Annotated in this window: 22 protein-coding genes and 1 pseudogene; 10 read left to right on the top strand and 13 right to left on the bottom strand. The window is 61.8% G+C overall.

Going from position 1 to position 22,159, the window contains the following annotated elements; translation table 11 throughout:
• The 6 genes and pseudogenes from DGA31_RS24860 to DGA31_RS24835 all read left to right on the top strand — a co-directional run bounded on the left by DGA31_RS24860 (nt 1) and on the right by DGA31_RS24835 (nt 4,709).
• Nucleotides 1-1,227, top strand: coding sequence for a dipeptidase (locus DGA31_RS24860; protein ID WP_109514309.1), 1,227 nt, complete (start codon nt 1-3; stop codon nt 1,225-1,227).
• A gap of 75 nt (nt 1,228-1,302) precedes the next feature.
• Nucleotides 1,303-2,100: pseudogene (locus DGA31_RS24855) on the top strand (LysR substrate-binding domain-containing protein); the annotation flags it as partial.
• A 159-nt stretch (nt 2,101-2,259) separates the two neighbouring features.
• Nucleotides 2,260-3,036: a BamJ family beta-barrel-assembly machinery protein gene (locus DGA31_RS24850; RefSeq protein ID WP_056835205.1), complete on the top strand. Its 777-nt coding sequence runs from the start codon at nt 2,260-2,262 to the stop codon at nt 3,034-3,036.
• A gap of 381 nt (nt 3,037-3,417) precedes the next feature.
• Nucleotides 3,418-3,870 (top strand): YkvA family protein, encoded by a 453-nt coding sequence (locus DGA31_RS24845; protein ID WP_056835370.1) that lies wholly within the window; start codon nt 3,418-3,420, stop codon nt 3,868-3,870.
• A gap of 123 nt (nt 3,871-3,993) precedes the next feature.
• Nucleotides 3,994-4,329, top strand: coding sequence for a helix-turn-helix domain-containing protein (locus DGA31_RS24840; protein WP_109514308.1), 336 nt, complete (start codon nt 3,994-3,996; stop codon nt 4,327-4,329).
• Nucleotides 4,326-4,709, top strand: a complete 384-nt coding sequence (locus DGA31_RS24835; protein ID WP_056835209.1) for a hypothetical protein — start codon at nt 4,326-4,328, stop codon at nt 4,707-4,709. Before DGA31_RS24840 ends, DGA31_RS24835 begins: the two co-directional genes overlap by 4 nt.
• A gap of 156 nt (nt 4,710-4,865) precedes the next feature.
• Here the strand turns inward: DGA31_RS24835 and DGA31_RS24830 are convergent, their stop codons facing one another.
• Both DGA31_RS24830 and DGA31_RS24825 read right to left on the bottom strand, forming a co-directional pair.
• The gene (locus tag DGA31_RS24830; protein ID WP_109514307.1) at nt 4,866-6,647 is read right to left on the bottom strand and encodes a bifunctional diguanylate cyclase/phosphodiesterase; all 1,782 of its coding nucleotides are present in this window, start codon (nt 6,645-6,647) and stop codon (nt 4,866-4,868) included.
• A gap of 117 nt (nt 6,648-6,764) precedes the next feature.
• Nucleotides 6,765-8,846 carry a carboxy terminal-processing peptidase gene (locus tag DGA31_RS24825; RefSeq protein WP_177339440.1) on the bottom strand — a complete coding sequence of 694 codons (2,082 nt, stop codon included), beginning with the start codon at nt 8,844-8,846 and terminating at the stop codon, nt 6,765-6,767.
• 136 nt (nt 8,847-8,982) lie between these two features.
• Between DGA31_RS24825 and DGA31_RS24820 the strand changes: the two genes are divergently transcribed.
• On the top strand, nt 8,983-9,948 hold the full coding sequence (locus DGA31_RS24820) for an NAD(P)H-quinone oxidoreductase (RefSeq protein WP_056835214.1): 966 nt from the start codon (nt 8,983-8,985) through the stop codon (nt 9,946-9,948).
• A 15-nt stretch (nt 9,949-9,963) separates the two neighbouring features.
• Here the strand turns inward: DGA31_RS24820 and DGA31_RS24815 are convergent, their stop codons facing one another.
• From DGA31_RS24815 to DGA31_RS24795, 5 genes are all read right to left on the bottom strand, one after another.
• Nucleotides 9,964-10,617 carry an HAD family hydrolase gene (locus tag DGA31_RS24815; RefSeq protein ID WP_056835216.1) on the bottom strand — a complete coding sequence of 218 codons (654 nt, stop codon included), beginning with the start codon at nt 10,615-10,617 and terminating at the stop codon, nt 9,964-9,966.
• Nucleotides 10,618-10,752: 135 nt separating this feature from the next.
• Nucleotides 10,753-11,742: an ABC transporter ATP-binding protein gene (locus tag DGA31_RS24810; RefSeq protein ID WP_109514306.1), complete on the bottom strand. Its 990-nt coding sequence runs from the start codon at nt 11,740-11,742 to the stop codon at nt 10,753-10,755.
• Nucleotide 11,743: 1 nt separating this feature from the next.
• The gene (locus DGA31_RS24805; RefSeq protein WP_056835220.1) at nt 11,744-12,541 is read right to left on the bottom strand and encodes an ABC transporter permease; all 798 of its coding nucleotides are present in this window, start codon (nt 12,539-12,541) and stop codon (nt 11,744-11,746) included.
• Nucleotides 12,528-13,370, bottom strand: a complete 843-nt coding sequence (locus DGA31_RS24800; RefSeq protein WP_109514346.1) for an ABC transporter permease — start codon at nt 13,368-13,370, stop codon at nt 12,528-12,530. Before DGA31_RS24800 ends, DGA31_RS24805 begins: the two co-directional genes overlap by 14 nt.
• A 97-nt stretch (nt 13,371-13,467) precedes the next feature.
• Nucleotides 13,468-14,535, bottom strand: coding sequence for an ABC transporter substrate-binding protein (locus DGA31_RS24795; protein ID WP_109514305.1), 1,068 nt, complete (start codon nt 14,533-14,535; stop codon nt 13,468-13,470).
• A 342-nt stretch (nt 14,536-14,877) separates the two neighbouring features.
• Between DGA31_RS24795 and DGA31_RS24790 the strand changes: the two genes are divergently transcribed.
• A complete protein-coding gene (locus DGA31_RS24790; RefSeq protein WP_056835226.1) occupies nt 14,878-15,594 on the top strand; it encodes a UTRA domain-containing protein in 717 nt (238 codons plus the stop codon).
• A gap of 10 nt (nt 15,595-15,604) precedes the next feature.
• Here DGA31_RS24790 and DGA31_RS24785 read toward each other — a convergent pair whose 3' ends face one another.
• The 5 genes from DGA31_RS24785 to minC form a co-directional block, all read right to left on the bottom strand.
• Nucleotides 15,605-16,894 carry a M18 family aminopeptidase gene (locus DGA31_RS24785; RefSeq protein ID WP_056835227.1) on the bottom strand — a complete coding sequence of 430 codons (1,290 nt, stop codon included), beginning with the start codon at nt 16,892-16,894 and terminating at the stop codon, nt 15,605-15,607.
• A gap of 73 nt (nt 16,895-16,967) precedes the next feature.
• Nucleotides 16,968-17,705 carry an RluA family pseudouridine synthase gene (locus DGA31_RS24780; RefSeq protein ID WP_277749409.1) on the bottom strand — a complete coding sequence of 246 codons (738 nt, stop codon included), beginning with the start codon at nt 17,703-17,705 and terminating at the stop codon, nt 16,968-16,970.
• Nucleotides 17,705-17,965, bottom strand: coding sequence for a cell division topological specificity factor MinE (minE, locus tag DGA31_RS24775; protein WP_056835231.1), 261 nt, complete (start codon nt 17,963-17,965; stop codon nt 17,705-17,707). The genes DGA31_RS24780 and minE overlap by 1 nt, the downstream gene beginning before the upstream one ends.
• Before the next feature lie 3 nt (nt 17,966-17,968).
• Nucleotides 17,969-18,778 (bottom strand): septum site-determining protein MinD, encoded by an 810-nt coding sequence (gene minD / locus DGA31_RS24770; protein WP_109514303.1) that lies wholly within the window; start codon nt 18,776-18,778, stop codon nt 17,969-17,971.
• Between the two features lie 216 nt (nt 18,779-18,994).
• The gene (gene minC / locus DGA31_RS24765) at nt 18,995-19,741 is read right to left on the bottom strand and encodes a septum site-determining protein MinC (RefSeq protein WP_109514345.1); all 747 of its coding nucleotides are present in this window, start codon (nt 19,739-19,741) and stop codon (nt 18,995-18,997) included.
• Between the two features lie 121 nt (nt 19,742-19,862).
• Between minC and DGA31_RS24760 the strand changes: the two genes are divergently transcribed.
• A complete protein-coding gene (locus DGA31_RS24760) occupies nt 19,863-20,795 on the top strand; it encodes a lipid A biosynthesis lauroyl acyltransferase (protein WP_109514302.1) in 933 nt (310 codons plus the stop codon).
• 27 nt (nt 20,796-20,822) lie between these two features.
• Nucleotides 20,823-22,010, top strand: coding sequence for a patatin-like phospholipase family protein (locus tag DGA31_RS24755; protein ID WP_109514301.1), 1,188 nt, complete (start codon nt 20,823-20,825; stop codon nt 22,008-22,010).
• Nucleotides 22,011-22,075: 65 nt separating this feature from the next.
• Here DGA31_RS24755 and DGA31_RS30925 read toward each other — a convergent pair.
• Nucleotides 22,076-22,159 (bottom strand): IS3 family transposase (locus DGA31_RS30925; protein WP_152034988.1); only part of this gene is annotated, 84 nt, incomplete at its 5' end.

Genomic DNA, 22,159 nt, shown 5'->3' with positions numbered 1-22,159 from the left:
ATGCCCCCACTCAAGCGTTCAGTTCTGCTCGCCCTGGCTCTGACCTCTTTCCAGGCGCAGGCCGACGAGCAGGTCAGCCCTGCGACCCAGGCCTTGCATCAGCGCCTTCTGGTGCTCGACAGCCACTTGGATACTCCGATGAATTTCCTGCGCCCCGGCTGGGACATGCTAGTGCGTCATACCTGCAAGGACGACGGCAGCCAGGTCGACTTGCCGCGCATGCGCGAGGGCGGGCTCGATGGCGGCTTCTGGGTGATCTACACCCCGCCAGGCCCGCGCACCGAAGCCGGGCGCGCCTACGCCAGTCACTACGGACTGTCGGTGCTGGCGCGCATCAAGGACCTGATCAGCCGTGCCCCGGATCAATTCGAGTTGGCGCTGACACCGGCCGATGCCCGGCGCATCGCCAGTGCCGGCAAGCGCGTGGTGTTCATCAGCATGGAAAACGCCGACCCGCTGGGTTCGGATCCGGCGCTGTTGCAGACCTACTACCGTCAGGGCCTGCGCATGCTTGGCCTGGTGCACTTCAGCACCAACGAGATGGCCGACTCGGCCACGGCCTTGCCGGAGTGGCACGGTCTGAGTCCCAAGGGGCGTGACCTGGTGGTGGCGGCCAACCGCGCGGGCATCCTGCTGGATGTGTCGCACGCTTCCGATGCGGTGTTCGATCAGGTGCTGGCGCTGTCGACGGCACCGGTCATCGCCTCGCACAGCAGCGCCAAGGCGATCAGCCCACACCCGCGCAACCTGGACGACGAGCGCCTGCGCCGGTTGGCGGCCAAGGGCGGGGTGGTGCAGGTCAACAGTTATGGCGACTACCTGATCCCGCTCAAGCCCAACCCGCAGCGGCAAAAGGCCCTGGCACCGCTGTACGCCCGCTACCACGACCTGGCGGCCCTGAACCCGGTCGAGGTCAAGGCGTTGCAGGGCGAGATCGCAGCGGTCAAGCAACGCTATCCGCAACCCCGGCCGGACCTGGACGTGTTCATGCAGCACCTGTTGCACATCCTTGCCGTTGTCGGCCCCGAGCACGTTGGTATCGGCGCCGATTGGGACGGTGGTGGCGGAGTCGCGGGGCTCGAAGACGTCAGCCTGCTGCCGCGCATCAGCGAGCGGCTGCTGCGGGCGGGCTACAGCGAGCAGGACCTGGCCAATATCTGGGGCGAAAACCTGCTGCGGGTGCTGCAGGCCGCCCAGGATCGGCGCGACGGGCCGGCGCCTTTGTAGGACCCGCTTCAGCCGGGAAGCAGGCGTCGTTTCTGCGTCGTGGCCTTCGCCGCTGAAGCGGCGCCTACGGTCAGCCTGGGCGCCCGGCTGGTCAACCGCACCACCCGCTCCATGAGCCTGACCACCGAGGGTGAACTGTATTTCAGCCATGCAGCACGCATCCTGACCCAGATCGATGAGGTCGAGCAGTTGGTCAGCAAGGCACAGGCCACACCGCAGGGGCTGATCCGGGTCAATGCCTCGCTGGGTTTTGGCCGACGGCACATCGGGCCGGCGCTGGCCGCCTTTTTCAGCCAGTACCCGCAGGTGCAGGTGCAACTGGAGATCAGTGACCACCCGCTGGACCTGACCGCCCATGGCTTTGACCTGGGTATTCGCTTCGGCACGCTGCCCGATGCTGCCTTTCATGCGCGCAAGATCGCCTCCAACCGCCGGCTGCTGTGTGCTTCACCGCTGTACCTGGAAAAGCACGGTACGCCGCAACGCCTTGGCGATCTGGCGCAGCATAACTGTATCTTTCTGCGTCAGAACGAAACCCCGCATGGCGTGTGGAGCTTCACGCACGGCGGCCGAACGCAGAACATCAAGGTGCAAGGCGCATTGGGCTGCAACGATGGCGAAGTGGCGCTGAACCGGGCGCTGGAAGGTTATGGCATCTTGTTGCGCGCCGAATGGGACATCGCCAAATATGTGCGCAGCGGCCGGCTGCGCCTGGTGCTGGAGGACCAGACACCGACTCGCGCGGACGTCTACGCCGTGTATCCACAGCAATTGCACCTCTCGGCGCGGGTGCGGTGCCTGATCGACTTTCTGGTGGCGCGTTTCGCCAGGCTCGATCAAGTGGCGGTCAGTACATCGCCAGACAACATCTGAACCGGCCCTGAACGGCATGCAGCCGATCCGGGAATACCTTTGTTTACCTGAACTTATCGGGGTTTTCGGTCTCTGATCCCGGTAGCCATTGATCGCGGCGGCCTGATAAGCTCGCGGCTTTACTCGTTTGCCCTTTCGGCGCATGAACAAGGAAACAGCATGAAACAGCATCGGTTGGCAGCGGCGATTGCCCTGGTTGGTCTGGTACTCGCAGGTTGTGACAAGCAGGCCAGCACTGTCGAGCTGAAATCCCCGGCCCAGAAAGCGTCCTACGGCATCGGCCTGAACATGGGCAAGAGCCTGGCGCAGGAAGGTATGGACGACCTGGACTCCAAGGCCGTTGCCCTGGGCATCGAAGACGCCATCGGCAAGAAAGACCAGAAGCTCAAGGACGAAGAACTGATCGAAGCCTTCGCCGCGCTGCAAAAGCGTGCCGAAGAGCGTCTGGCCAAGCAGAGCGAAGAAGCCGCCGCTGCCGGCAAGAAATTCCTGGCCGACAACGCCAAGAAGTCCGGCGTCACCACCACCGCTTCCGGTCTGCAGTACGAAGTCATCAAGAAAGCCGACGGCGCGCAACCCAAGCCGTCTGATGTCGTGACCGTTCACTATGAAGGCAAGCTGATCGACGGCAAGGTCTTCGACAGCTCCGTCGAGCGTGGCAGCCCGATCGACCTGCCGGTCGGCGGCGTGATTCCAGGCTGGGTCGAAGGCCTGCAACTGATGCACGTGGGTGAGAAGGTCAAGCTCTACATCCCGAGCGAGCTGGCCTACGGTGCCCAGAGCCCGAGCCCGCTGATTCCGGCCAACTCGGTTCTGGTCTTTGACCTGGAACTGCTGGGCATCAAGGATCCAGCTGCGGTGCCTGCACCTGGTATGCCAGGCGCCATGGACGAGGAAGAAGAAGCAGAGCCGGCCCAGGCACCTGCCAAGAAGTAACACGCCAGAACGCACATCTAGCGCTTTGACCCGAACGCCCTGTCCCGACAGGGCGTTCTTGTATCCGGTCGAACGCATTGGCGTTCATACAGTCCCAGTATCATGAAACCTGCACCTGTAGGTCCGGCAAACGTGCCAACGGCACGATGGAGCGCCTCAAGCGCTCTAAGTCAACGATTTCACAGGATTTTTCAGGTGAGTAAAAAATGCCCGATTTAAGCGCGCGCCCCGTAAACCGGGGGGCTCAGGCGTGAAAACGGCGGCTGTTCACAAGGTTATCCACAATTTATGTGGATAACATGACGGCCATTGACCTTCATATCCGGACAGCGCGGACATACGGCAAGGGCCGTATCTGAGCGCGTCCATTGGGGACTGATGATGAAAGCACCCTGGACCTTCATTCGATTTCTGCCCGGCGCCCGTCGTCTGCTGGCGGCCGGGCGCCTGCCGGCCTTGCTGTTTGCCGTGGCCCGCAAGGGTTCCAGCGAGGGCAGCCGGCTGGGGCGTATCAAGGATGACCTGCGCCTGCTGCAGTCCTTGTGCCTGGCCTACTGGCGCGGTGAATACCGCAGCATCAGCCCCAAGTCGATCCTTTTTATCGTCGCCGGCCTGATGTATTTCCTGAGTCCGCTGGACGCCATTCCCGACTTCATTCCGGGGTTGGGCATGTTCGATGACATTGCCGTCCTGGCCTGGGTCATGAAACAAGTGACCGATGAACTGGACGCTTTCCGTGCCTGGCGCGAGCAGCAGGCCCCTGAAAAACTGGCGATTGTCGAGCGTCTGCCACCGACCGAGGCCTTGCTGGAGCAGGAAAAAGCCAAAAACTGAGGACGCCCAAGCGAGTGGCGCTGCACCGCACCCTTGCAGGTGGGCAATCTGTGTTCATCCGCTGTTAAGATGTCGGTCATTATTCCTGCTCGACATGAGCCCACATCCTACAGAGGGGGTCGTATGGATCTTCAGGTCATCTCCCGTGACGGCGAACCCGAGTACGCTGTGCTGCCTTGGGCCCAATATCAGGCGTTGTTGAATGCCGCCGGCCTCAAGGAGAAACAACCGGCCGCTGCCGCCCAGGCGCAACCGATGCCTGAGGAGTTTCCAGGCTTTGACCAATTGGGTGCGCTGCGCCAGGCCAAGGGCCTGGAGCTGACGGGTCTCGCCCGTTCAGTGGGCATCAGCCCGGCTTACCTTGAATTGATTGAAAGCGGTACGCGCGAGCCGGATGCAGCCATCAAGCGCAGCCTGGCCTGGAACCTGGGGGTGCCAGGCTGGCGGGCTGAGTCATGAGCGTGCGTATCAGCCGGCAGCAGTGGCAGAGCCTGCTCAACGAACTGGATATGGCGCGCCGGCAGCGTCATCTGCTGACTTATCGCGCCTTGCTGGAGCGCCTGCAACTGCCCACGCCGGCGATGCAGACCCTGACCGCTGCCCTGGAATACCTCGCGGTACTGGACGCCCGCGCCGAGCAGCCGCTGCGCAGCTCGCTGGTCATCAGCCAGGGCGCCAGCCGATTGCCGCGCACCGGGTTTTTCGAGTGTGTAACGCGGCTTGGGCGTTTCAATGGCCCTTCCGATGGCACGGCCGCGGCGGCCTGGCATGCTTCGGAAGTGGTGCGGGTGTTTGAGTTTGCCTATCCGGTCGAGGAAGAAAAACAGCAGGTGGGGTAGGGTGTGTAGGAGCGCGCTTGCCGGTATGCCGGACCACCGCGACCGAGTGCGTAGCGCTCGCAAAATTGATGAAACGCCACAAATTTACGATCTGAAAATCTATGAAACGCTGCAAATTTACGACTGCTACGCAGCCGGTCGCGGGCAAGCGCGCTCCTACAAAGCCTTGGCGGTGTGACAGGACTGTGTCAGCGCTGTATCGATCAGGTGGATGCTGGCGCCGCTGATGTCCTTGGCGTAGTGCTTGGCCTGGGATGCCAGGTCGGCCACCTGGCTGGCATCGACCCGTTCACAAGCGTCGCTGCGCAGATGGACCACGCCGATCGACAGCGACAGCAGCGCAAACTCCTGGCGCTGGCCCTGGCGATTCAGGGCGGTGAAACACCCGGCTTCCAGATGCTCGGCGCGGTAGAAGCGCCGGCACTGGTTCTGGAAGTCCTCAAGCAGCGTCTGAATGCGCCTTTCCCACTCATCCGGGCCCAGCACCATCAGAAAGTCGTCGCCGCCAATGTGCCCGACAAAATCACGGCTGGGATCAATCCGGTCGTTCAGGCACTGCGCCAGGCACAGCAGCACCTCGTCGCCGCGGGCGTAGCCATAGATGTCGTTGAAGGGTTTGAAGCTGTCGATGTCGACGTAGCACACCATCGACTCGCGCTGTTGTTGCAACACTCGGGTCAGGCATTGCTGAATCGGCACATTGCCAGGCAGCAGGGTCAGCGGGTTGGCATAACGGGCCTGCTGGATTTTCAGCTCGGTGATCAGCTTGAGCACATCGATCACCCGGCCCAGGCCCACATAGACGCCGTTGCTGGTAATAATGAAATCTTCCTCGATGCGCTGGCGCGCACGGCTGGTCAGCAAGCGGCTGACCTGTTGCAGTGACTGGTTCAACTCGACGGCCAGAAAATCATCGCTCATCAACCGGCTGATCGGCTTGCGCGCAAACAGCTCGGTGCCGAAGGGCTTGAGCAGCGCCTCGGACAACGAATGGCGATGCACGATGCCACAAGGGCGTGACTGCTCGTCCAGCACCGCCACCGAGTTGAGATTGGCTTGCAGGCGAAAGGCTTCGAGGACCTGAGCGGTGTGGGTGCTCTGGCTGATCGCCGGCTGCGGATTGAGCAGGGCACTCAGGTCGGCGGCTTCCTCGCTCAAGGGCAGGCTGATGCTTTCGGCCTTGGGCAGCATGCTGCTGATGTCGCGGGGCGGGCGCTCCTGCGGGCGCGCCAGCAGATAGCCCTGGACCAGGTCGACACCCATTTCCAGCAACACTTCCAGCTCTTCGGCCAGCTCGATGCCTTCGGCGATCACAATGGCCCGTGAAGCCTTGGCCATGTGCAGCATGGACCCTACGAACTCGCGCTTGACCGCGTCCTGGTGAATGCCATCGATGAAGTGCCGGTCGATCTTGACATAGTCCGGGCGCAGCTCAGACCACAGGCGCAGGCTTGAGTAGCCCGCACCCAGGTCGTCCAGCGCAATCGAAAAGCCCATGTCGCGGTAATGGTGCAGCGCCTTGTACAGCAGTTCAAAATCGTCGGTGGGGGTCTGTTCGGTCAACTCGATCACCACATCCTGAGGCGCAATGCCATAGCGTTGCAGCATCTCCAGGGTACGGCCCGGCGGGTGTGAGACTTCGAGCAATGATTCGGGCGAGACATTGAGAAACAGTTTGCCTGGCAGTTTCTGCTGGCTGAAGCGTCGACAGGCGCTGTCGCGACAGGCCAGCTCCAGCTCACTGAGACGCCCGCTCTGGCGGGCCACGGCAAACAGGCTGACAGGTGAATGCAAAGGGCTGTTGGAGGGGCCGCGGGTCAAAGCTTCATAGCCCAGGATGCGGCGTTGCGAGAGCATGACGATGGGCTGGAACAAGCTGTGCAGGTCACTGCGAGCCAGAATGGAGCTCAGTGCGCTCAGTTGTTCGGTCACGGTCATGGCGGTCTCTACGGCAAAAAGAAGGGCCAGGACGGTGAAGCCGTCCTGGCCCTATTGCACGACAGAATCATGACTGTTTAATGACAATATGGGCAGTTTGCCATTGTCATTGGCAGGTCATTTTTTCGCGACCGAAGTGCTCAGCCCCAGGTAGTCGAGCAGAATGCGCCCGGTCTCGGCCAGGTAGGCGTCGTCTTCGGGCTTGGTCTTCTCGTCTTCCACCGGCAACGCTTCTTCGTCTTCCTTTTTCAGCTCCTTGAGCGGCTCTTCACCCTTGGCCTTGCGACGGGTGTTTTCCAGCGCCAGTTGCTTGTTTTCGATGGCCGTGTGCTCGGCACGACGGTCCGCTTCATTGAGGCTGACGGTTTTCTCGTTCATCAACTGACGGGCAAGGGCCAGGCGATCTTCGATGAACACGAACTCGGCATCCTTGACCTTGCGCTGGTCATGCCGGGCCTGCAGTTGGGCCAGGAACGGCTTGAACGGATCGCTCGCCGGGCGAATGGCCGGACGAATGCTGTCCCACGGCATGGCTTCGGGCAGGGCGCTTTCACCGATTTCCTTGGTGTCGATCAGCGACGGGTAGGCGATGTCAGGCACTACGCCCTGATGCTGGGTGCTCTGGCCGGAAACCCGGTAGAACTTGGCCAGGGTCAGTTTCAGCTCGCCATGATTGAGCGGCTGGATGGTCTGCACCGTGCCCTTGCCAAAGGTCTGGCCGCCCACGATCAAGGCGCGGTGGTAGTCCTGCATGGCGCCGGCGAAAATCTCCGAGGCCGAGGCCGACAGGCGGTTGACCAGCACGGCCATCGGGCCCTTGTAGAACACGCTCTTGGCTTCGTCCTCGAGCACATCGACCTTGCCGTCGGCATTGCGCACCAGCACGGTCGGGCCTTTCTCGATGAACAGGCTGGTGAGTTCGGTGGCTTCCTGCAACGAGCCGCCGCCGTTGTTGCGCAGGTCCAGCACCAGGCCGTCGACTTTCTCGGCCTGCAACTCGGTGAGCAGTTTCTTCACGTCGCGCGTAGTGCTCTTGTACTCCGGATCACCCGCCTTGTAGGCCTTGAAGTCCAGGTAGAACGCCGGAATCTCGATCACGCCCAGCTTGTAGTCGCGACCGTCCTGGTTCAGGTGCAGGATCGACTTCTTGGCGGCCTGCTCTTCGAGCTTGACCGCTTCACGGGTGATCGACACCACCTTGCTGGTCTGGTCGTTCGGAGCGTTGCTGGCCGGGATGACCTCAAGGCGCACCACCGAGCCCTTCGGCCCGCGGATCAGCTTGACCACTTCGTCCAGGCGCCAGCCGATCACGTCGACCATTTCCTTGTCGCCCTGGGCCACACCGACGATCTTGTCGGCCGGCGCTACCTGCTTGGTCTTGGCCGCAGGGCCTGCCGGTACCAGGCGCACGACCTTGACGTTGTCGTTGTCGCTTTGCAGCACCGCGCCAATGCCTTCGAGCGACAGGCTCATGTTGATGTCGAAGTTTTCCGCGCTGTCGGGCGACAGGTAGTTGGTGTGCGGGTCATACGACATGGCGAAGGAGTTCAGGTACGCCTGGAAGATGTCCTCGGCGCGGGTCTGGTTCAGGCGACCCAACTGATTCTTGTAACGCTTGGTGAGCAGTTCCTGGATCTTGGCGGGCTCTTTGCCAGCGATCTTCAGGCGCAGGACTTCATCCTTGACGCGCTTGCGCCACAGGTCGTCCAGCTCGGCCTGGTTCTTGGCCCAGGGGGCTTCCTTGCGATCAACCAGCAAGGTTTCCTTGTCGGTGAAGCTCAGCTTGTCGACGCCCTTGGCCAGTTCGGCGAGGACGAAGTCCATGCGCGCCTTGCTGCGATCCAGGTAGCGTTTATAGATGGTAAAGCCGGCGTTCAGGTCGCCGCTCTTGAGAAAGTCGTCGAACTGGGTCTGCCACTTGTCGAACTCGGCGATATCGCTGGCCGTGAAGTAGCTGCGAGCCGGGTCGAGCAGCTTGAGGTAGCTGTTGTAGATGATGACCGAGCGCTTGTCGTCCAGCGGCGGCTTGCTGTAGTGGTGACGCTTGAGCAGTTCGACGACATTGAGGCTGGCAACCACCTCGTCGCGATCGGGCTGAAGCTTGTCCCAGCTGTTGGCGGCAAAGGTGCAGGCCGACATCGGCACAATGCTGAAGCCGATGAGCAGGGCGAGGGCGGTGCTTGGGAAGAAATGCTTCATGCTGATTCGACGCGGAGACAATTGATCACGCATATTAGGCCGTCTTAGAGATCGCCGGTTCCATGGACCCGGTCGCATAATGCAAAAGCCCGGGGCAGCAGCCGCGGGCTCAGTCCTGACTCACTATGGAGGCACCGTGAAGGCATTGCAAGGCGTTAACGGACATGTGGAATGGGTCCAGACACAGAGCCTGGCTCTGGATGTCGGCCAGGTTCGTATCAAGGTGGCAGCGGCGGGACTCAACCGCGCCGACCTGTTGCAGCGTGCGGGCCAGTATGCGCCGCCGCCGGGGGCGAGTGAATTTCTGGGCCTGGAGTGCTCGGGTGTGATCGTCGAGGTCGGGCCCGGCACCGCCTGGAAAGAGGGCGACAGGGTCTGCGCCCTGCTGGCGGGCGGCGGTATGGCTGAAGAAGTGGTGGTCGATGCCCGGCATGTGTTGCCGGTGCCCGAGGGCCTGTCGCTGCAGCAGGCCGCCGCGATTCCCGAGGTGTACGCCACCGCCTGGTTGAACCTGTTTCAACTGGCCGGCCTCAAGCCTGGAGAAAAGGTCTTGCTGCATGCCGGGGCAAGTGGCGTTGGTTCAGCCGCCATTCAGCTCTGCAAGGCCTTTGGCAGCCCGGTCTGGGTCAGCGTCGGCTCTGCCGAGCGCCTGGCGTACTGCACCGAACTGGGTGCCCAGGGCGGAGTGGTGCGCAGCGACAACCTCGAAACGCTCAAGGACTTTGCCCCCTTCGATGTGGTACTCGATCCGGTCGGCGGCAACGACTACGCCGCGCTCAACCTCAAACTGCTGGGCCAGGACGGCCGCTGGGTGCTGATTGGCCTGATGGGCGGGCGCCAGGCCGGGATCGACCTGGCACAGGTGCTGGGCAAGCGTATCCAGTTGCTGGGCTCGACCCTGCGCAGCCGCGACGATCAGTTCAAGGCCGACCTGCTCAGCGACCTGGGCCAGCATGTATGGCCGCTGTTCAGCGAAGGCCGTCTCAACCCGCAACTGGCCCGTACCTTCCCGATGGACCAGGCCAGTGAGGCTTATGAGACGCTGGAGGGCAATCAGGTCAACGGCAAGCTGGTGGTGGTCATCGACGCCAGCCTGGCCTGACCCTTCACTGGCCGGTCACTTCCAGCGATGCACCGGCCATCCGGCCTGCTCGGCATGCGCCAGCAACACCGGATCAGGGTTGACCACCTGCGGATGATCAACCTTGAGCAGCAGCGGCAGGTCGTTGCGTGAATCGGAGTAGAAGCTGGCGCCTTCGAGGTTTTCGCCTTCGGCGTCCAGCCATTCCAGCAGACGGGCCACCTTGCCCTGCTGGTAGGTCAGCACGCCGACCGTAGCGCCGCTGTACACCCCGTGTTGCACGTCCAGATCGATGGCCAGCACTTCATCGATGCCCAGGCGCTCGGCGATCGGGCGCACCAGGTGCTCGCCGGAAGCCGAGATCACCAGGATCCGGTCGCCCTTGGCGCGGTGTTCGGCGATGGCCTTGCAGGCATCGCTGAAAATGATCGGCTCGATCACATCCTCGACCCAGGGGCCGACCAGGTGTTCGATTTCTTCCGGGGTGCGCCCGATCATGGGCTCCAGGCTGAAGGCCATATAGTCTTCCATGGCCAGCTCGCCGGCACTGTAGGCGGTCATCAGTTCATCGTTGCGTTGCATGAACCACGCCGTGTCGACCCAGCCCAGCCGCCCCATCTGCTCGCACCACAAGGTGGCGCAGTCGCCATCGATCAGGGTTTCGTCCAGGTCGAAAATTGCTACGGGCATGCGTGCCTCCCAAGGCGTTTGAGCGAAGCGGTCATGGTGAGGGCACGCAACGGCTCGTTTCAAGGGGTAAGTCACAAGCCGCAAGCTGCAAGTGAAAGCAAAAGCCATGCGATCAACTTGCCGCTTGCCACGTCTTTAGCTTACGGGGCAGAGGGCCGTTGGTTCGATCTTCAGGCTGACCAGGCTGCCCTCGGCGCGCAGGTCGTCGGCCGAGCGGTTCAGGACGTCGACCACAAGGTCCACGCCGTTGGCCTCGACCCGATAGCGGATCACGTTGCCCAGCAGGCTGTGGCTGCGAATCCGTCCCTGCAGCGTGCCCTCGGCATGCAATTCGATGGCCTCCGGGCGGATGGCGATGCGGCTGGCGACCGGGCGCTGCAGCAGGCGACTGGCCACGTCGGCCTCCAGCAGGTTGTAGTTGCCGATGAAGCCGGCCGCAAAGGCATCCACCGGGGCGGTGTAGAGGGTCTCGGCATCACCGCTCTGGACAATGCGCCCTTTGTTCATCAGGAAGATGCGGTCTGACATCGTCAGGGCCTCTTCCTGGTCGTGGGTCACGAAGATAGTGGTCAGGCCCAGTTCGCGCTGGATGGCGCGGATCTGTTCGCGCAGGTGCTTGCGGATCCGGGCATCGAGTGCCGACAGCGGCTCATCGAGCAGCAGCAGACGTGGGCGGGTGACCAGCGAGCGGGCCAGGGCCACGCGCTGGCATTGCCCGCCGGACAACTGGTGCGGGTAGCGCTTGGCAAAGTCCTGCAGCTCGACCAGCCTGAGCATCTCATCGACCCGTTGCTGGCTGTCGGCCGCACTGACCTTCTGCATGCGCAGGCCGAAGGCGACGTTTTGTGCCACGGTCATGTTGGGAAACAGCGCGTAGCTCTGGAATACCATGCCGATCTGGCGTTTCTGCGGGCTTAAAGGAACCAGGTCCTGGCCATCGAGCAGGATGCGTCCCTGGTCCACCGGGGTCAGGCCGGCAATGCAGCGTAGCAAGGTCGACTTGCCACAGCCGGACGGGCCCAGCAGGGTGATGAATTCGCCCTTGGCGATATGGCACTGGATGTCACTGAACACCGGGGTGCCGCTGTAGGTCTTTTGCAGGTTTTCGATACTGATAAAGCTCATCTCAGTCTTTGTCCTTGTTCAGTCGATTGGCGACCCAGGTCAGTACCAGTACGAAGAGAAAATAGGAGATCACCAGTGCACTGTTGAAGTGGCCGCTGCTGTTGCGCATGTTGTTCAGGTACACCTGCAAGGTCTCGTAACGGGTGCCGACCAGCAGGTTGGCGAACACGAACTCGCCGAACAGGAACGAAAACGACAGCAGCAAGGCGACCATCAGGCCCTTGCGCAGGTTGGGCAGCACCACCAGGAACGCGGCTTGCCAGGTGCTGGCGCCCAGCAGGCGGGCGGCGTCCATCAGGTCGACGAGATTGATGGCCTGCAGGTTGTTGGTGATGGCGCGGTACATGAACGGCAGGGCCACGGTGAAGTAGCAACCGATCAGGATCCACGGTGTGCCGACCATCGCCATGGGCCCGGAACCGTAGAGCTGCAACAGGCCCACCGAAGACACCACCGGCGGCACCGCGAAGGGCAGCAGGATCAGGATGTTCATCAGCCCGTCCAGGCGCGGGAAGTGGTAATGCACCACGAACAACAAGGGCAGGATCAGCACCACGGCCAGCAACAGGGCCCCCACGCACACCAGCAGCGACTGGCCGAAGGCGCTGAGAAAGCGCGCATCGCTCCACAGGGCCAGGTACCACTTGAAGGTCAGCCCGCTGGGCAGCACGGTGGCCGACCAACTGGTGGAAAGTGAATACAGCAGGGTGCCGACCAGCGGCAGCAGCAGGATGGCAAACAGCAGCCAGACCACCAGCCGGTGATAGAGCGGGGCAGGGCGGCGTTCAGCGCGCGACATGGTAGCTCCTCTTGAGCAGCCACTGATGCACCACGGTCACCAGGGTCATGAGCCCGACCAGGATCATTGCCAGGGCGCTGGCCATGTTCGGGTCCAGGGTGATGTCGCCGGACACCATGGCTGCAATGCGGATCGGCAGGACGTTGAAGTTGCCGGTGGTCAGCGCGTACACCGTGGCATAGGCGCCCAATGCGTTGGCCAGCAGGATGACAAAGGTGCCCAGCAGCGCCGGTGTCAGCACCGGCAGGCCGATGTGCCGCCAGAACTGCCAGGGGCTGGCGCCCAGCAAGGCGGCGGACTCCGCCCAGTCGTCGCGCAAGGCGTCGAAGGCCGGGTACAGCAGCAATACACCGAGCGGAATCTGGAAATAGGTGTAGACCAGGATCAGTCCGGTCTTGGAGTACAGGTTGAAGTCATCGATGATCCCGGCCTGCTTGAGGATCAGGGTCAGGGCGCCGTTGAAGCCCAGCAGGATGATGAAGGCAAACGCCAGCGGCACCCCGGAAAAATTGCTGGTCATGTTGGCGAACGCGCTGACGAAGTCGCGCAGCCGTGAATCGACCTGATGCAGCGACCAGGCGCCCAGGGTGGCGATGAGGATACCGAACAGGCTCGACCAGAAACTGATCTCCAGGCTGAACTGCATGGCCTGGCGATAGAAACGCGAGTTGAATGCCTTGGCAAAGTTGTCCAGGCCCCAGCCGTTGTCGGACTGCAGGCTGTGAATCGCCACCCAGGCCAGCGGTGCGATCTGGAACACGATGAAAAACAGCGTAAAGGGCAGCAGGCACAACAGGGCCAGCCATTGACCGCGGGAAAGAGGTTTCACATGAATGGCTCGCAGGCAGTGGATGGATGGCATGGGCGCGCCTGGCCAGGACCAGGCGTGCCCATGTCAACGGGTAATCCCGTTTACCGCATCGGGATCAGTTCATCTCGATGATGACTTGCTCGTTCCATTTCTGCGGCAGGGCCTTGGCGGTTTTTTCCCAGGCATCGGCGTTCTTGATCGGGGTCACGTGCTTGTATTGCTCGTTGGGCAGCAGCCTGGCCTTCACGTCGTCCGGCAAGGTCACATGCTCGGCGCGGATCGGCCGGGCGTTGCCGCGGGCCAGGTTGATCTGCCCGGCGTCGCTGAAGATGTACTCACGCGCCAGCTTGGCCGCGTTGGGGTGCTTGGCGTACTTGTTGATGATGGTGGTGTAGCCGGAGATCACCGAGCCATCGGAAGGAATCAGCACCACGAAATCATCGGGCTTGGCCATCTTGGCCTTGTAGCTCAAGCCGTTGAAATCCCAGACCACGCCGACTTCCACTTCACCTTTTTCGATGGTCTGGATGGTCGGGTTGGCCAGCGACAGGCGTTTCTGCTTTGCAATTTCGGTGAACAACTGCAGGCCGGGCTCGATATTGGTTTCGTCGCCCTTGAAGGCCATGGCCGCTGCCAGCACGCCATTGGAGGCCTGGGCGGCGGTGCTGACATCGCCGATGGAGACCTTGTACTTACCGGTTTTCAGGTCGGCCCAGCTTTTTGGAATGTCCGAACCGTGCAGCAGGTTCTTGTTGACGATAAAGGCGATGGTGCCGGTGTAGGCCAGCGCCCAATGGCCATCCTTGTCCTTGGCCCACTCCGGAACCTGCTCCCAGGTGCTGGGCTTGTACGGCTGGGTTACGCCCTTGGCGGTGGCGATGGGGCCGAAGGCGGCGCCCACGTCACCGATGTCGGCGCTGGCATTGTCTTTTTCGGCGTCGAACTTGGCGACTTCCTGCGCCGACGACATGTCGGTGTCCATGTGCTTGAGGCCATATTTGGCCGTCAGATCGGACCAGGTGCCTTTCCAGTTTGCCCAGTCATCCGGCATGCCAACACTGTTGACCGCGCCTTCGGCACGGGCAGCGTCTTCCAGGGTCTTGAGGTCGGTTTCAGCCGCAAAAGCCAGGTTGCTCATGGCAATGGCCGAACCGAGCAGTGATGCCAACAAAAGGTGTTTCATTCGAAGCTCCTTGAATACGCTGCGGCAAAAAGTGTTGGTTGCACAAGATGTGGTCTAGATCAGCAATACCTGAGCCAAGTTAAGCGCCTTGCATGACATTTTCGTGTCGATGCATGTACAAGCGTTTGTTCAGGTTGTGCTGGAATACAAGCGTAGACCAAGGCAAAAGGCTTGCCGGGCAGGGTATTCACTCCGGCATGAGCTAGTCTTGGCAGGGCGTGAAAGCGTGTGTGTCACAGCACAGTCATGGAGGATGTCTAGGCTGGGCACCTTGAATCATGGCTGCAGGATGTGTCGATCATGCCCGTTTATGGCGCTGGTCTAGACCAAATGGGTAACACAATGCGCGACGATGAACCACGAGCCTTCACCCTTATCTGCAACGCCCTGCAAGAGCAGATCGAGCGTGGCCTGTTGCTGCCGGGCAGCAAGCTGCCGGCCGAGCGCCGGCTCAGCGAAGTGTTCGCCACCACGCGCATTACCTTGCGTGAAGCGCTGGTGCAGCTTGAAGCGCAAGGCTTGATCTATCGCGAAGAGCGCCGTGGCTGGTTCATTTCACCGCCGCGCCTGGCGTATGACCTCAACAGCCGCAGTCATTTCCACGCCATGGTCCAGGCCCAGGGCCGCCAGGCACACACCGAGCTGTTGTCAGCGCGCCTGCAGCCGGCGTCGGCTGCCATCTGCCAGCGTCTGCAACTGCCGGCATTGTCCAGCGTGATCCAGATCTGTCGGGCACGACGCATCGACCAGCGGCTGGTGCTGTATGTGGAGCACTACCTCAAGGCCGACTATTTTGCGGGGATTCTCGATTGCGATCTCAGCCAGTCGCTGACCGAGCTCTACAGCCAGCGTTATGACGTCCATTACGGGCAAGTGAGCTTCGAGATACAGCCGACAGCCCTGCACGCACAGGCGGCCGTGGCGCTGAAAGTGTCAACGGGCACCCCGGGCCTGCGCATTGCCCGGGTCAATCACGACCGCCAAGGGCGGCTGATCGATTGTGACCTGGAGTACTGGCGCCACGACGCGATTGATATCAGCGCCGTGGTGCGAGGGTAACTTCCTGCAATCAGGGCAATTCGACGCTGGCGTAGAACGCCCCCAGCACCTTGACCAGATGTCCCAGGTCCTGGCTGCCGGCCAGTTCGCGAATCGAGTGCATGGCGAAGGTCGGCAGGCCGATGTCCACGGTGCGGATGCCCAGGTGGCTGGCGGTGATCGGACCGATGGTCGATCCGCAGCCCATGTCGCTGCGCACCACGAAGCTTTGCACCGGCACTTCTTCAGCCATGCACAGGTGGCGGAAAAACCCGGCCGTTTCGCTGTTGGTGGCGTAGCGCTGGTTGCTGTTGACCTTGATCACAGGACCCGCATTGAGCTTGGGGCCATGATTGCTGTCGTGCTTGTCGGCGTAGTTGGGGTGTACGCCGTGGGCGTTGTCGGCCGAGATCAGCAGCGAGCGCTGGATGCTGCGCACGTAGGTTTCATGTTCGGGCAGCAGGCGTTGCAGGGTCTGCTCCAGCATCGGGCCGTCGGCGCCGCAGGCCGAGGATGAACCGATCTCCTCGTGGTCGGTGCAGACCAGCAGGCAGGTTTCTTCGCTGCTGGTGTTGAGCAGCGCTTGCAGGCCGGCATAGCACGACAGCAGGTTGTCGAGCCGGGCGCCGGCGATGAAGTCACCATTGAGGCCCACCACGGCAGCACTCTGGGTGTCGTAGAAGCTCAACTCGTAATCGAGTACCACGTCGGCGATCAGGTCGTGCTCACGGGCCAGTTGCTCGGTGAGCAGGGCGCGGAAGTCAGGACGCTCGTCGCCGGCCACTTGCGCAACGATCGGCGGCAGTTCGAGCTGGGCGTTGATCGGCCAGCCTTCGTTGGCTGTGCGATTGAGGTGAATCGCCAGGTTGGGAATCACGGCAATGGGCAGCTTGAAGTCGATCAGCTGGCTTTCGACCTTGCCGTCACGGCGAAAGGTCACGCGCCCGGCCAGCGACAGGTCGCGGTCGAACCAGGGCGCGAGTAATGCGCCGCCATAGACTTCCACGCCCAGTTGCCAGAAGCCCTGGCGTTGCAGTTCAGGCTGTGGCTTGACGCGCAGGCAGGGGCTGTCGGTATGGGCGCCGACCATGCGGATGCCGCCGATCAAGGGCGAGTGGCGACCCATGCGAAAGGCAATGATGGAGGAATCGTTGCGGGTGACGTAATAACGCCCGCCCGACTCGACACTCCAGGTATCACGCTCATCCAGACGCTGGAAGCCACCGGCTTCCAGGTGTTGCACCAATGTGGCAGTGGCATGGAACGGGGTAGGCGAGGCCTTGAGGAAGTCGATCAGGCCCTTGTTCAACTCTTCACGCATAAGTCACTCCAGACAGCAATGGCGCGAGTTTAACGCATTGGCTGGCAAGATGGGGGTCATGCGTTGCGGCGATTCAGAAGGGCGCCGGACACTCGAAACGCAGGCGTTCGCCGCTGAGCGGGTGGGTGAAGCTCAGCATACTGGCATGCAGGCACAACCGCGCGCAGGCGGCCAGCGCTTCGGGGTGCGCATACAGGCCGTCGCCCAGAAGCGGATGACCGATCGACAGCATATGCACACGCAACTGGTGTGAGCGTCCGGTGATGGGGGTCAGTTCCACACGGCAATGATCGGCGTGGCGTTCGATGACCTTCCAGAAGGTCAGGGCGTGCTTGCCCGCCTCATGGTCGACCACATGGCGCGGCTTGGTCGGCGGGTCGTAGCGCAACGGCAGGTCAATGCTGCCGCTGTCCAGTGCCGGCTGGCCCCAGCACAGGGCGGTGTAGGCCTTCTCGGTTTCCCGGTCATGAAACTGACGTGACAGTTCGCGGTGGCTGTCGGCGTCACGGGCCAGCAGAATGATGCCGGAGGTTTCCCAGTCCAGGCGATGAACGATACGCGCCTCGGGATAGCCGTTTTCCTGCAGGCGGGTGATCAGACAGTCCTTGTTGTCGTCGGCGCGTCCCGGCACAGACAGCAGGAACGTGGGTTTGTCGATGACCAGGACGGCGCTGTCCTGATGAAGAATGCGGATGTTGGACAGCGGCATGCGGGTAGGCGGCCTTGATTCACGGTTGAGAAAACGCCAGCGGCGCAACACACGGCTCTGTGATCGCAAAGCCGTGTGTTGCGCCGCTGGCGACTGCCGGATCAGCGATCGGGCAGGGTGACGTTGAGTTCCAGAATCGAAAAGCTGCCCTGGTTTTCCAGAGCGACCTGGACTTGATCGGACTCGATATTGACGTATTTGCGGATCACTTCCACCAGCTCCTGCTGCAGGGCAGGCAGGTAGTCAGGTGTCTGTAAACCGCGTTGACCGCGCTCGTGCGCCACAATGATCTGCAGACGCTCTTTCGCAACCGAAGCGCTGTTGGCTTTCTTGCGGTCACGAAAGAAGTCGAAAATATTCATGCGTCAACCCCCGAACAGACGTTCAAAGAATCCTTTCTTTTGCACATCCAGGAACCGATGTTCCCGGTCTTTGCCCAGCAGGCGGTCGACGGCATCGCTGTACGCCTGGCCGGCGTCGCTCTGTTCGTCGAGAATGACCGGGATACCCTGGTTGGATGCCTTGAGTACGGCCTGGGACTCGGGGATCACGCCCAGCAGGGTCACTGCCAGGATGTCCTTGACGTCTTCCACACCGAGCATTTCGCCCTTGCTGACGCGCTCCGGATTGTAGCGGGTCAGCAGCAGGTGTTCCTTGATCGGGTCTTCGCCGTTCTCGGCGCGACGCGATTTGCTGGCCAGCAGGCCCAGCATGCGGTCGGAGTCACGCACCGAGGAGACCTCGGGGTTGGTGACCACGATGGCTTCGTCAGCGAAGTACATGGCCAGGTGCGCACCGGTCTCGATGCCGGCCGGCGAGTCGCAGACGATGTATTCGAATGTTTCGCGCAGCTCGTTGAGCACCCGCTCCACGCCATCCTTGGTCAACGCTTCCTTGTCGCGGGTCTGGCTGGCGGCCAGTACGAACAGGTGTTCGATCTTCTTGTCCTTGATCAGCGCCTGTTGCAGATTGGCCTCGCCATTGACGACGTTGACGAAGTCATACACCACGCGGCGTTCGCAGCCCATGATCAGGTCGAGGTTACGCAGACCGACGTCGAAGTCGACGATCACTGTCTTGTGGCCACGCAGAGCGAGGCCGGTACCGATGGCAGCGCTGGTGGTGGTCTTGCCCACACCACCCTTGCCGGATGTCACTACGAGAATCTTGGCCAAGGTGTTTCACCCCTAGAGCAAACGGACTTGTTCAGTCCTGAAGAGCGTCTCTTGAAGCGGCGTCAGTAGAGCAATCTGGAAATCTAAGGAAGTTATAGGCTTGTCAGGCAGCCCACTAAGGCGCCTCTAAGGCATAAAGTTCTCTGAATTTCCTAAAGCCTGTGCTACTTGTTCGCGACCACTCAGAGATGCTTTGATAAATGGCGGCAGTATCCGTTAAAGCCTAATGATGTTCAACACATCGCCTGACAGGCTGATCTGCACTCCGGTGCCCCACAGTGGATCACGGCGCAGGTCTTCGGACACCTTGTATTGACCTGCAATCGAAATCAGCTCGGCCCCCATCTGCTGGCAAAAGATCCGTGCCTTGGTATCGCCTTTGATACCGGCCAGTGCCCTGCCGCGCAATGGACCATAGACATGGATGTTTCCATCGGCCAGAAGTTCCGCACCGGGGCTTACCGGAGCGACGATCACCAGGTCACTGCCCTGGGCATAAATCTGCTGGCCGCCGCGTACAGGCGAGGTGACGATACGGGTTGGCCTGATGAGCGGCTCGGGTGGTTTTTCCGGAATTTTCTTAATTGCCAGGGGCTCGGCCTCGGCCGGATCCAGTGGCCGTTCCCGGGCGCCGGAAGGTGGCAGTACCGGCAGGTCGATGGCAATGGCTGCCGCGATGTCCTCGATGCGGCTGGCACGGATTGCCAGGGTGCGCAGGCCGTGCTGGCGGCACAGGCGGATCAGGGCCGGCAAGTCCACCGCCCCTTCATGCGGCGCAAGTTTGTCCAGGGCCAGGATGAGCGGTGTATTGCTGAAGAAATTTGGCGCCTGGGCAACCTTGGCCGCCAATTGGCGATCCAGCGCATCAAGGTCAGCGCGCGCCAGTTCCATCACGGTGATGGCCAGCATGCTGCCCTTGAGCTGGAACACGGGGTCGGTGTATTGCGATTCGGTCTGGCTCATGGTCGACATAGACAACGGCTTGTCACTAAAAGTGCCGTGACTTATAACGAGAACCTCCGCAAGCCGCAAGCCATGACGAACCGATGTAGAATGCGCGGCCACTGTCCTGACGGAAGCTTAAATGGATCGCCCGCGTTTTCGACTGTATTTCCTGCACCCGCGTTTCTGGGCGCTCTGGCTGGGGCTGGGGCTGCTGTGGCTGATCGTGCAGTTGCCGTTTCGCGCGCTGCTGTTCATTGGTCGTCTGCTGGGGGCGGTAATGTACCGGTTCGCCGCTGATCGAAAAGCCATTGCCGCACGTAACCTGCAATTGTGTTTCCCGCACCTGTCCGACGCTGAACGCAAGAAACTGCTCAAGGCCAACTTCGCCTCCACCGGCATCGCCTTTTTCGAAATGGCCATGAGCTGGTGGTGGTCGCCCCGGCGCCTGGCAAAGCTGGCCCGGATCGAAGGCCTGGAGCATCTGCGCGAAGCCCATCGGCAAGGGGAGGGGGTGATTCTCATGGCCCTGCACTTCACCACGCTCGAAATTGGCGCGGCGCTGCTCGGCCAGCAACACACCATCGACGGCATGTACCGTGAGCACAAGAACCCGCTGTTCGATTTCGTCCAGCGCCGTGGTCGTGAACGGCACAACCTCGACTCGCTGGCGGTCGAGCGCGAGGACGTGCGTGGCATGCTCAAGCTGCTGCGCAGTGGTCGGGCCATCTGGTATGCGCCCGACCAGGACTATGGCGCCAAACAGAGTGTGTTCGTGCCGCTGTTCGGGATTCAGGCTGCCACCGTCACGGCCACCAGCAAGTTTGCCAGGCTGGGCCGTGCCCGGGTGATGCCATTCACTCAGCAGCGCCTGGCCGATGGCAGCGGTTACCGGCTGGTGATTCACCCGCCGCTGGATGATTTTCCCGGGCAAAATGATGAAGAAGATTGCTTGCGCATCAATCAATGGGTAGAAAAGGCCATTACCGAATGCCCTGCGCAATACCTGTGGGCGCATCGGCGTTTCAAAAGCCGGCCACCCGGTGAACCCAGGCTGTACGCAAAACGAAAATAAAAATAGCGATCACTGAGGTTCCTGTGGATGTCCGAACCCGCCGTAGTGACAAACCCTTGCAGCGATGCCGAACCGGTCACCGGTCTGATTCTGTCCGGCGGCGGTGCCCGTGCGGCTTATCAGGTCGGCGTGCTGGCCGGTATTGCTGAATTATTGCCCTATGGCGCGCCCAACCCGTTCCCGGTGATTGTCGGCACCTCGGCCGGGGCCATCAACGCCGTGAAACTGGCCAGCGATGCCTTGCACTTTCGTGCGGCCATTCACCAATTGACCCTGTTCTGGCAGAACTTTCGCAGTCATCAGGTGCTGCGCAGCGACTGGCCTGGCGTGATTCGCCAGGCCGGACGCTTCATGGGCAAGAGCCTGCTGGGGCTGGGTTCCCAGGTGCCAGTGGCGCTGCTCAACAGTGCGCCGCTGCGCGACCTGCTCACCGAGCGCATGGATTTTTCCGGCATCGAACAGGCCATCGAAGCCCGGCAGTTGCGCGCCGTTGCCGTGACCGCCTTTGGCTACGAGTCCGGACAGGCTGTGACCTTTTATCAGGGGCGGGGCACCATTGATCCATGGCTGCGCCATCGTCGCGTCGGTTTGCCGACCCGATTGACGGTGGATCATCTGCTGGCCAGTTCGGCGATCCCGCTGTTGTTCGCTCCGGTCATGGTCGAGCAGGAGTACTTTGGCGACGGCGCGGTGCGCCAGTCGGCCCCGATCAGCCCGGCCCTGCACCTGGGCGCCAACCGGGTGCTGGTGATCGGCGTCAGCGGCAACCCACGCGGCGTGAAGGCCCAGGTGCCGGTGCACCGGGTCACCAGCGGCCAGCAACCCAGCCTGGCCCAGATCAGCGGCCATTTGCTCAACAGCACCTTCATTGACAGCCTGGAGAGCGATATCGAGCTGCTGGAGCGTCTCAACGCCCTCAGCGCCCTGTTACCCGACCCGCAAGCGCGCTGCCAGCCGGGCATGGCCCCGGTGGACGTGCTGGTCATTTCGCCCAGCCGCCCGCTGGACGAAATCGCCGCCCGCCACCGTCACGAACTGCCACCGGCGCTGCGCACCTTTCTGCGTGGTCCTGGCGCAACCAAGACCAGCGGTGCCAGTGTATTGAGCTACCTGTTGTTCGAGGCCGGCTATTGCAGCGAACTGATCGAACTGGGCCGGCACGATGCCAAGGCACAAAGCGAAGACCTCCAGCGTTTTCTGCGCATTACTCCGTAGGCATGATGCCGCCCAGAATATCGGGCCTGACACCGGACTGATCTGACCCCAAAAAGTTGGACAGTCTATTGCCATACGCCTACAGAGCGAGTCCTGAACTCCACAGGACTCAATCCACCAAGCTTTACTTTTATCCGGTCATGATTGTA

Origin of the sequence: Pseudomonas ovata, from assembly GCF_003131185.1 — a bacterium.
GTDB lineage: Bacteria > Pseudomonadota > Gammaproteobacteria > Pseudomonadales > Pseudomonadaceae > Aquipseudomonas > Aquipseudomonas ovata.
Note: the sequence above shows the minus strand (reverse complement) of the source record. Positions and strands in the feature narration are given on the sequence as shown.

Bases quoted from the DNA above. Each gene is read 5' to 3' on its own strand.
- DGA31_RS24815 (WP_056835216.1), bottom strand. From the start codon at position 10,617: ATGCCCGTAGCAATTTTCGACCTGGACGAAACCCTGATCGATGGCGAC.
- DGA31_RS24835 (WP_056835209.1), top strand. From the start codon at position 4,326: ATGAGCGTGCGTATCAGCCGGCAGCAGTGGCAGAGCCTGCTCAACGAA.
- DGA31_RS24805 (WP_056835220.1), bottom strand. From the start codon at position 12,541: ATGTCGCGCGCTGAACGCCGCCCTGCCCCGCTCTATCACCGGCTGGTG.
- DGA31_RS24760 (WP_109514302.1), top strand. From the start codon at position 19,863: ATGGATCGCCCGCGTTTTCGACTGTATTTCCTGCACCCGCGTTTCTGG.
- DGA31_RS24845 (WP_056835370.1), top strand. From the start codon at position 3,418: ATGAAAGCACCCTGGACCTTCATTCGATTTCTGCCCGGCGCCCGTCGT.
- minE (WP_056835231.1), bottom strand. From the start codon at position 17,965: ATGAATATTTTCGACTTCTTTCGTGACCGCAAGAAAGCCAACAGCGCT.
- DGA31_RS24840 (WP_109514308.1), top strand. From the start codon at position 3,994: ATGGATCTTCAGGTCATCTCCCGTGACGGCGAACCCGAGTACGCTGTG.
- DGA31_RS24830 (WP_109514307.1), bottom strand. From the start codon at position 6,647: ATGACCGTGACCGAACAACTGAGCGCACTGAGCTCCATTCTGGCTCGC.
- minC (WP_109514345.1), bottom strand. From the start codon at position 19,741: ATGAGCCAGACCGAATCGCAATACACCGACCCCGTGTTCCAGCTCAAG.
- DGA31_RS24785 (WP_056835227.1), bottom strand. From the start codon at position 16,894: ATGCGTGAAGAGTTGAACAAGGGCCTGATCGACTTCCTCAAGGCCTCG.
- DGA31_RS24790 (WP_056835226.1), top strand. From the start codon at position 14,878: ATGCGCGACGATGAACCACGAGCCTTCACCCTTATCTGCAACGCCCTG.
- DGA31_RS24860 (WP_109514309.1), top strand. From the start codon at position 1: ATGCCCCCACTCAAGCGTTCAGTTCTGCTCGCCCTGGCTCTGACCTCT.
- DGA31_RS24825 (WP_177339440.1), bottom strand. From the start codon at position 8,846: ATGAAGCATTTCTTCCCAAGCACCGCCCTCGCCCTGCTCATCGGCTTC.
- DGA31_RS24810 (WP_109514306.1), bottom strand. From the start codon at position 11,742: ATGAGCTTTATCAGTATCGAAAACCTGCAAAAGACCTACAGCGGCACC.
- DGA31_RS24755 (WP_109514301.1), top strand. From the start codon at position 20,823: ATGTCCGAACCCGCCGTAGTGACAAACCCTTGCAGCGATGCCGAACCG.
- DGA31_RS24850 (WP_056835205.1), top strand. From the start codon at position 2,260: ATGAAACAGCATCGGTTGGCAGCGGCGATTGCCCTGGTTGGTCTGGTA.
- DGA31_RS24795 (WP_109514305.1), bottom strand. From the start codon at position 14,535: ATGAAACACCTTTTGTTGGCATCACTGCTCGGTTCGGCCATTGCCATG.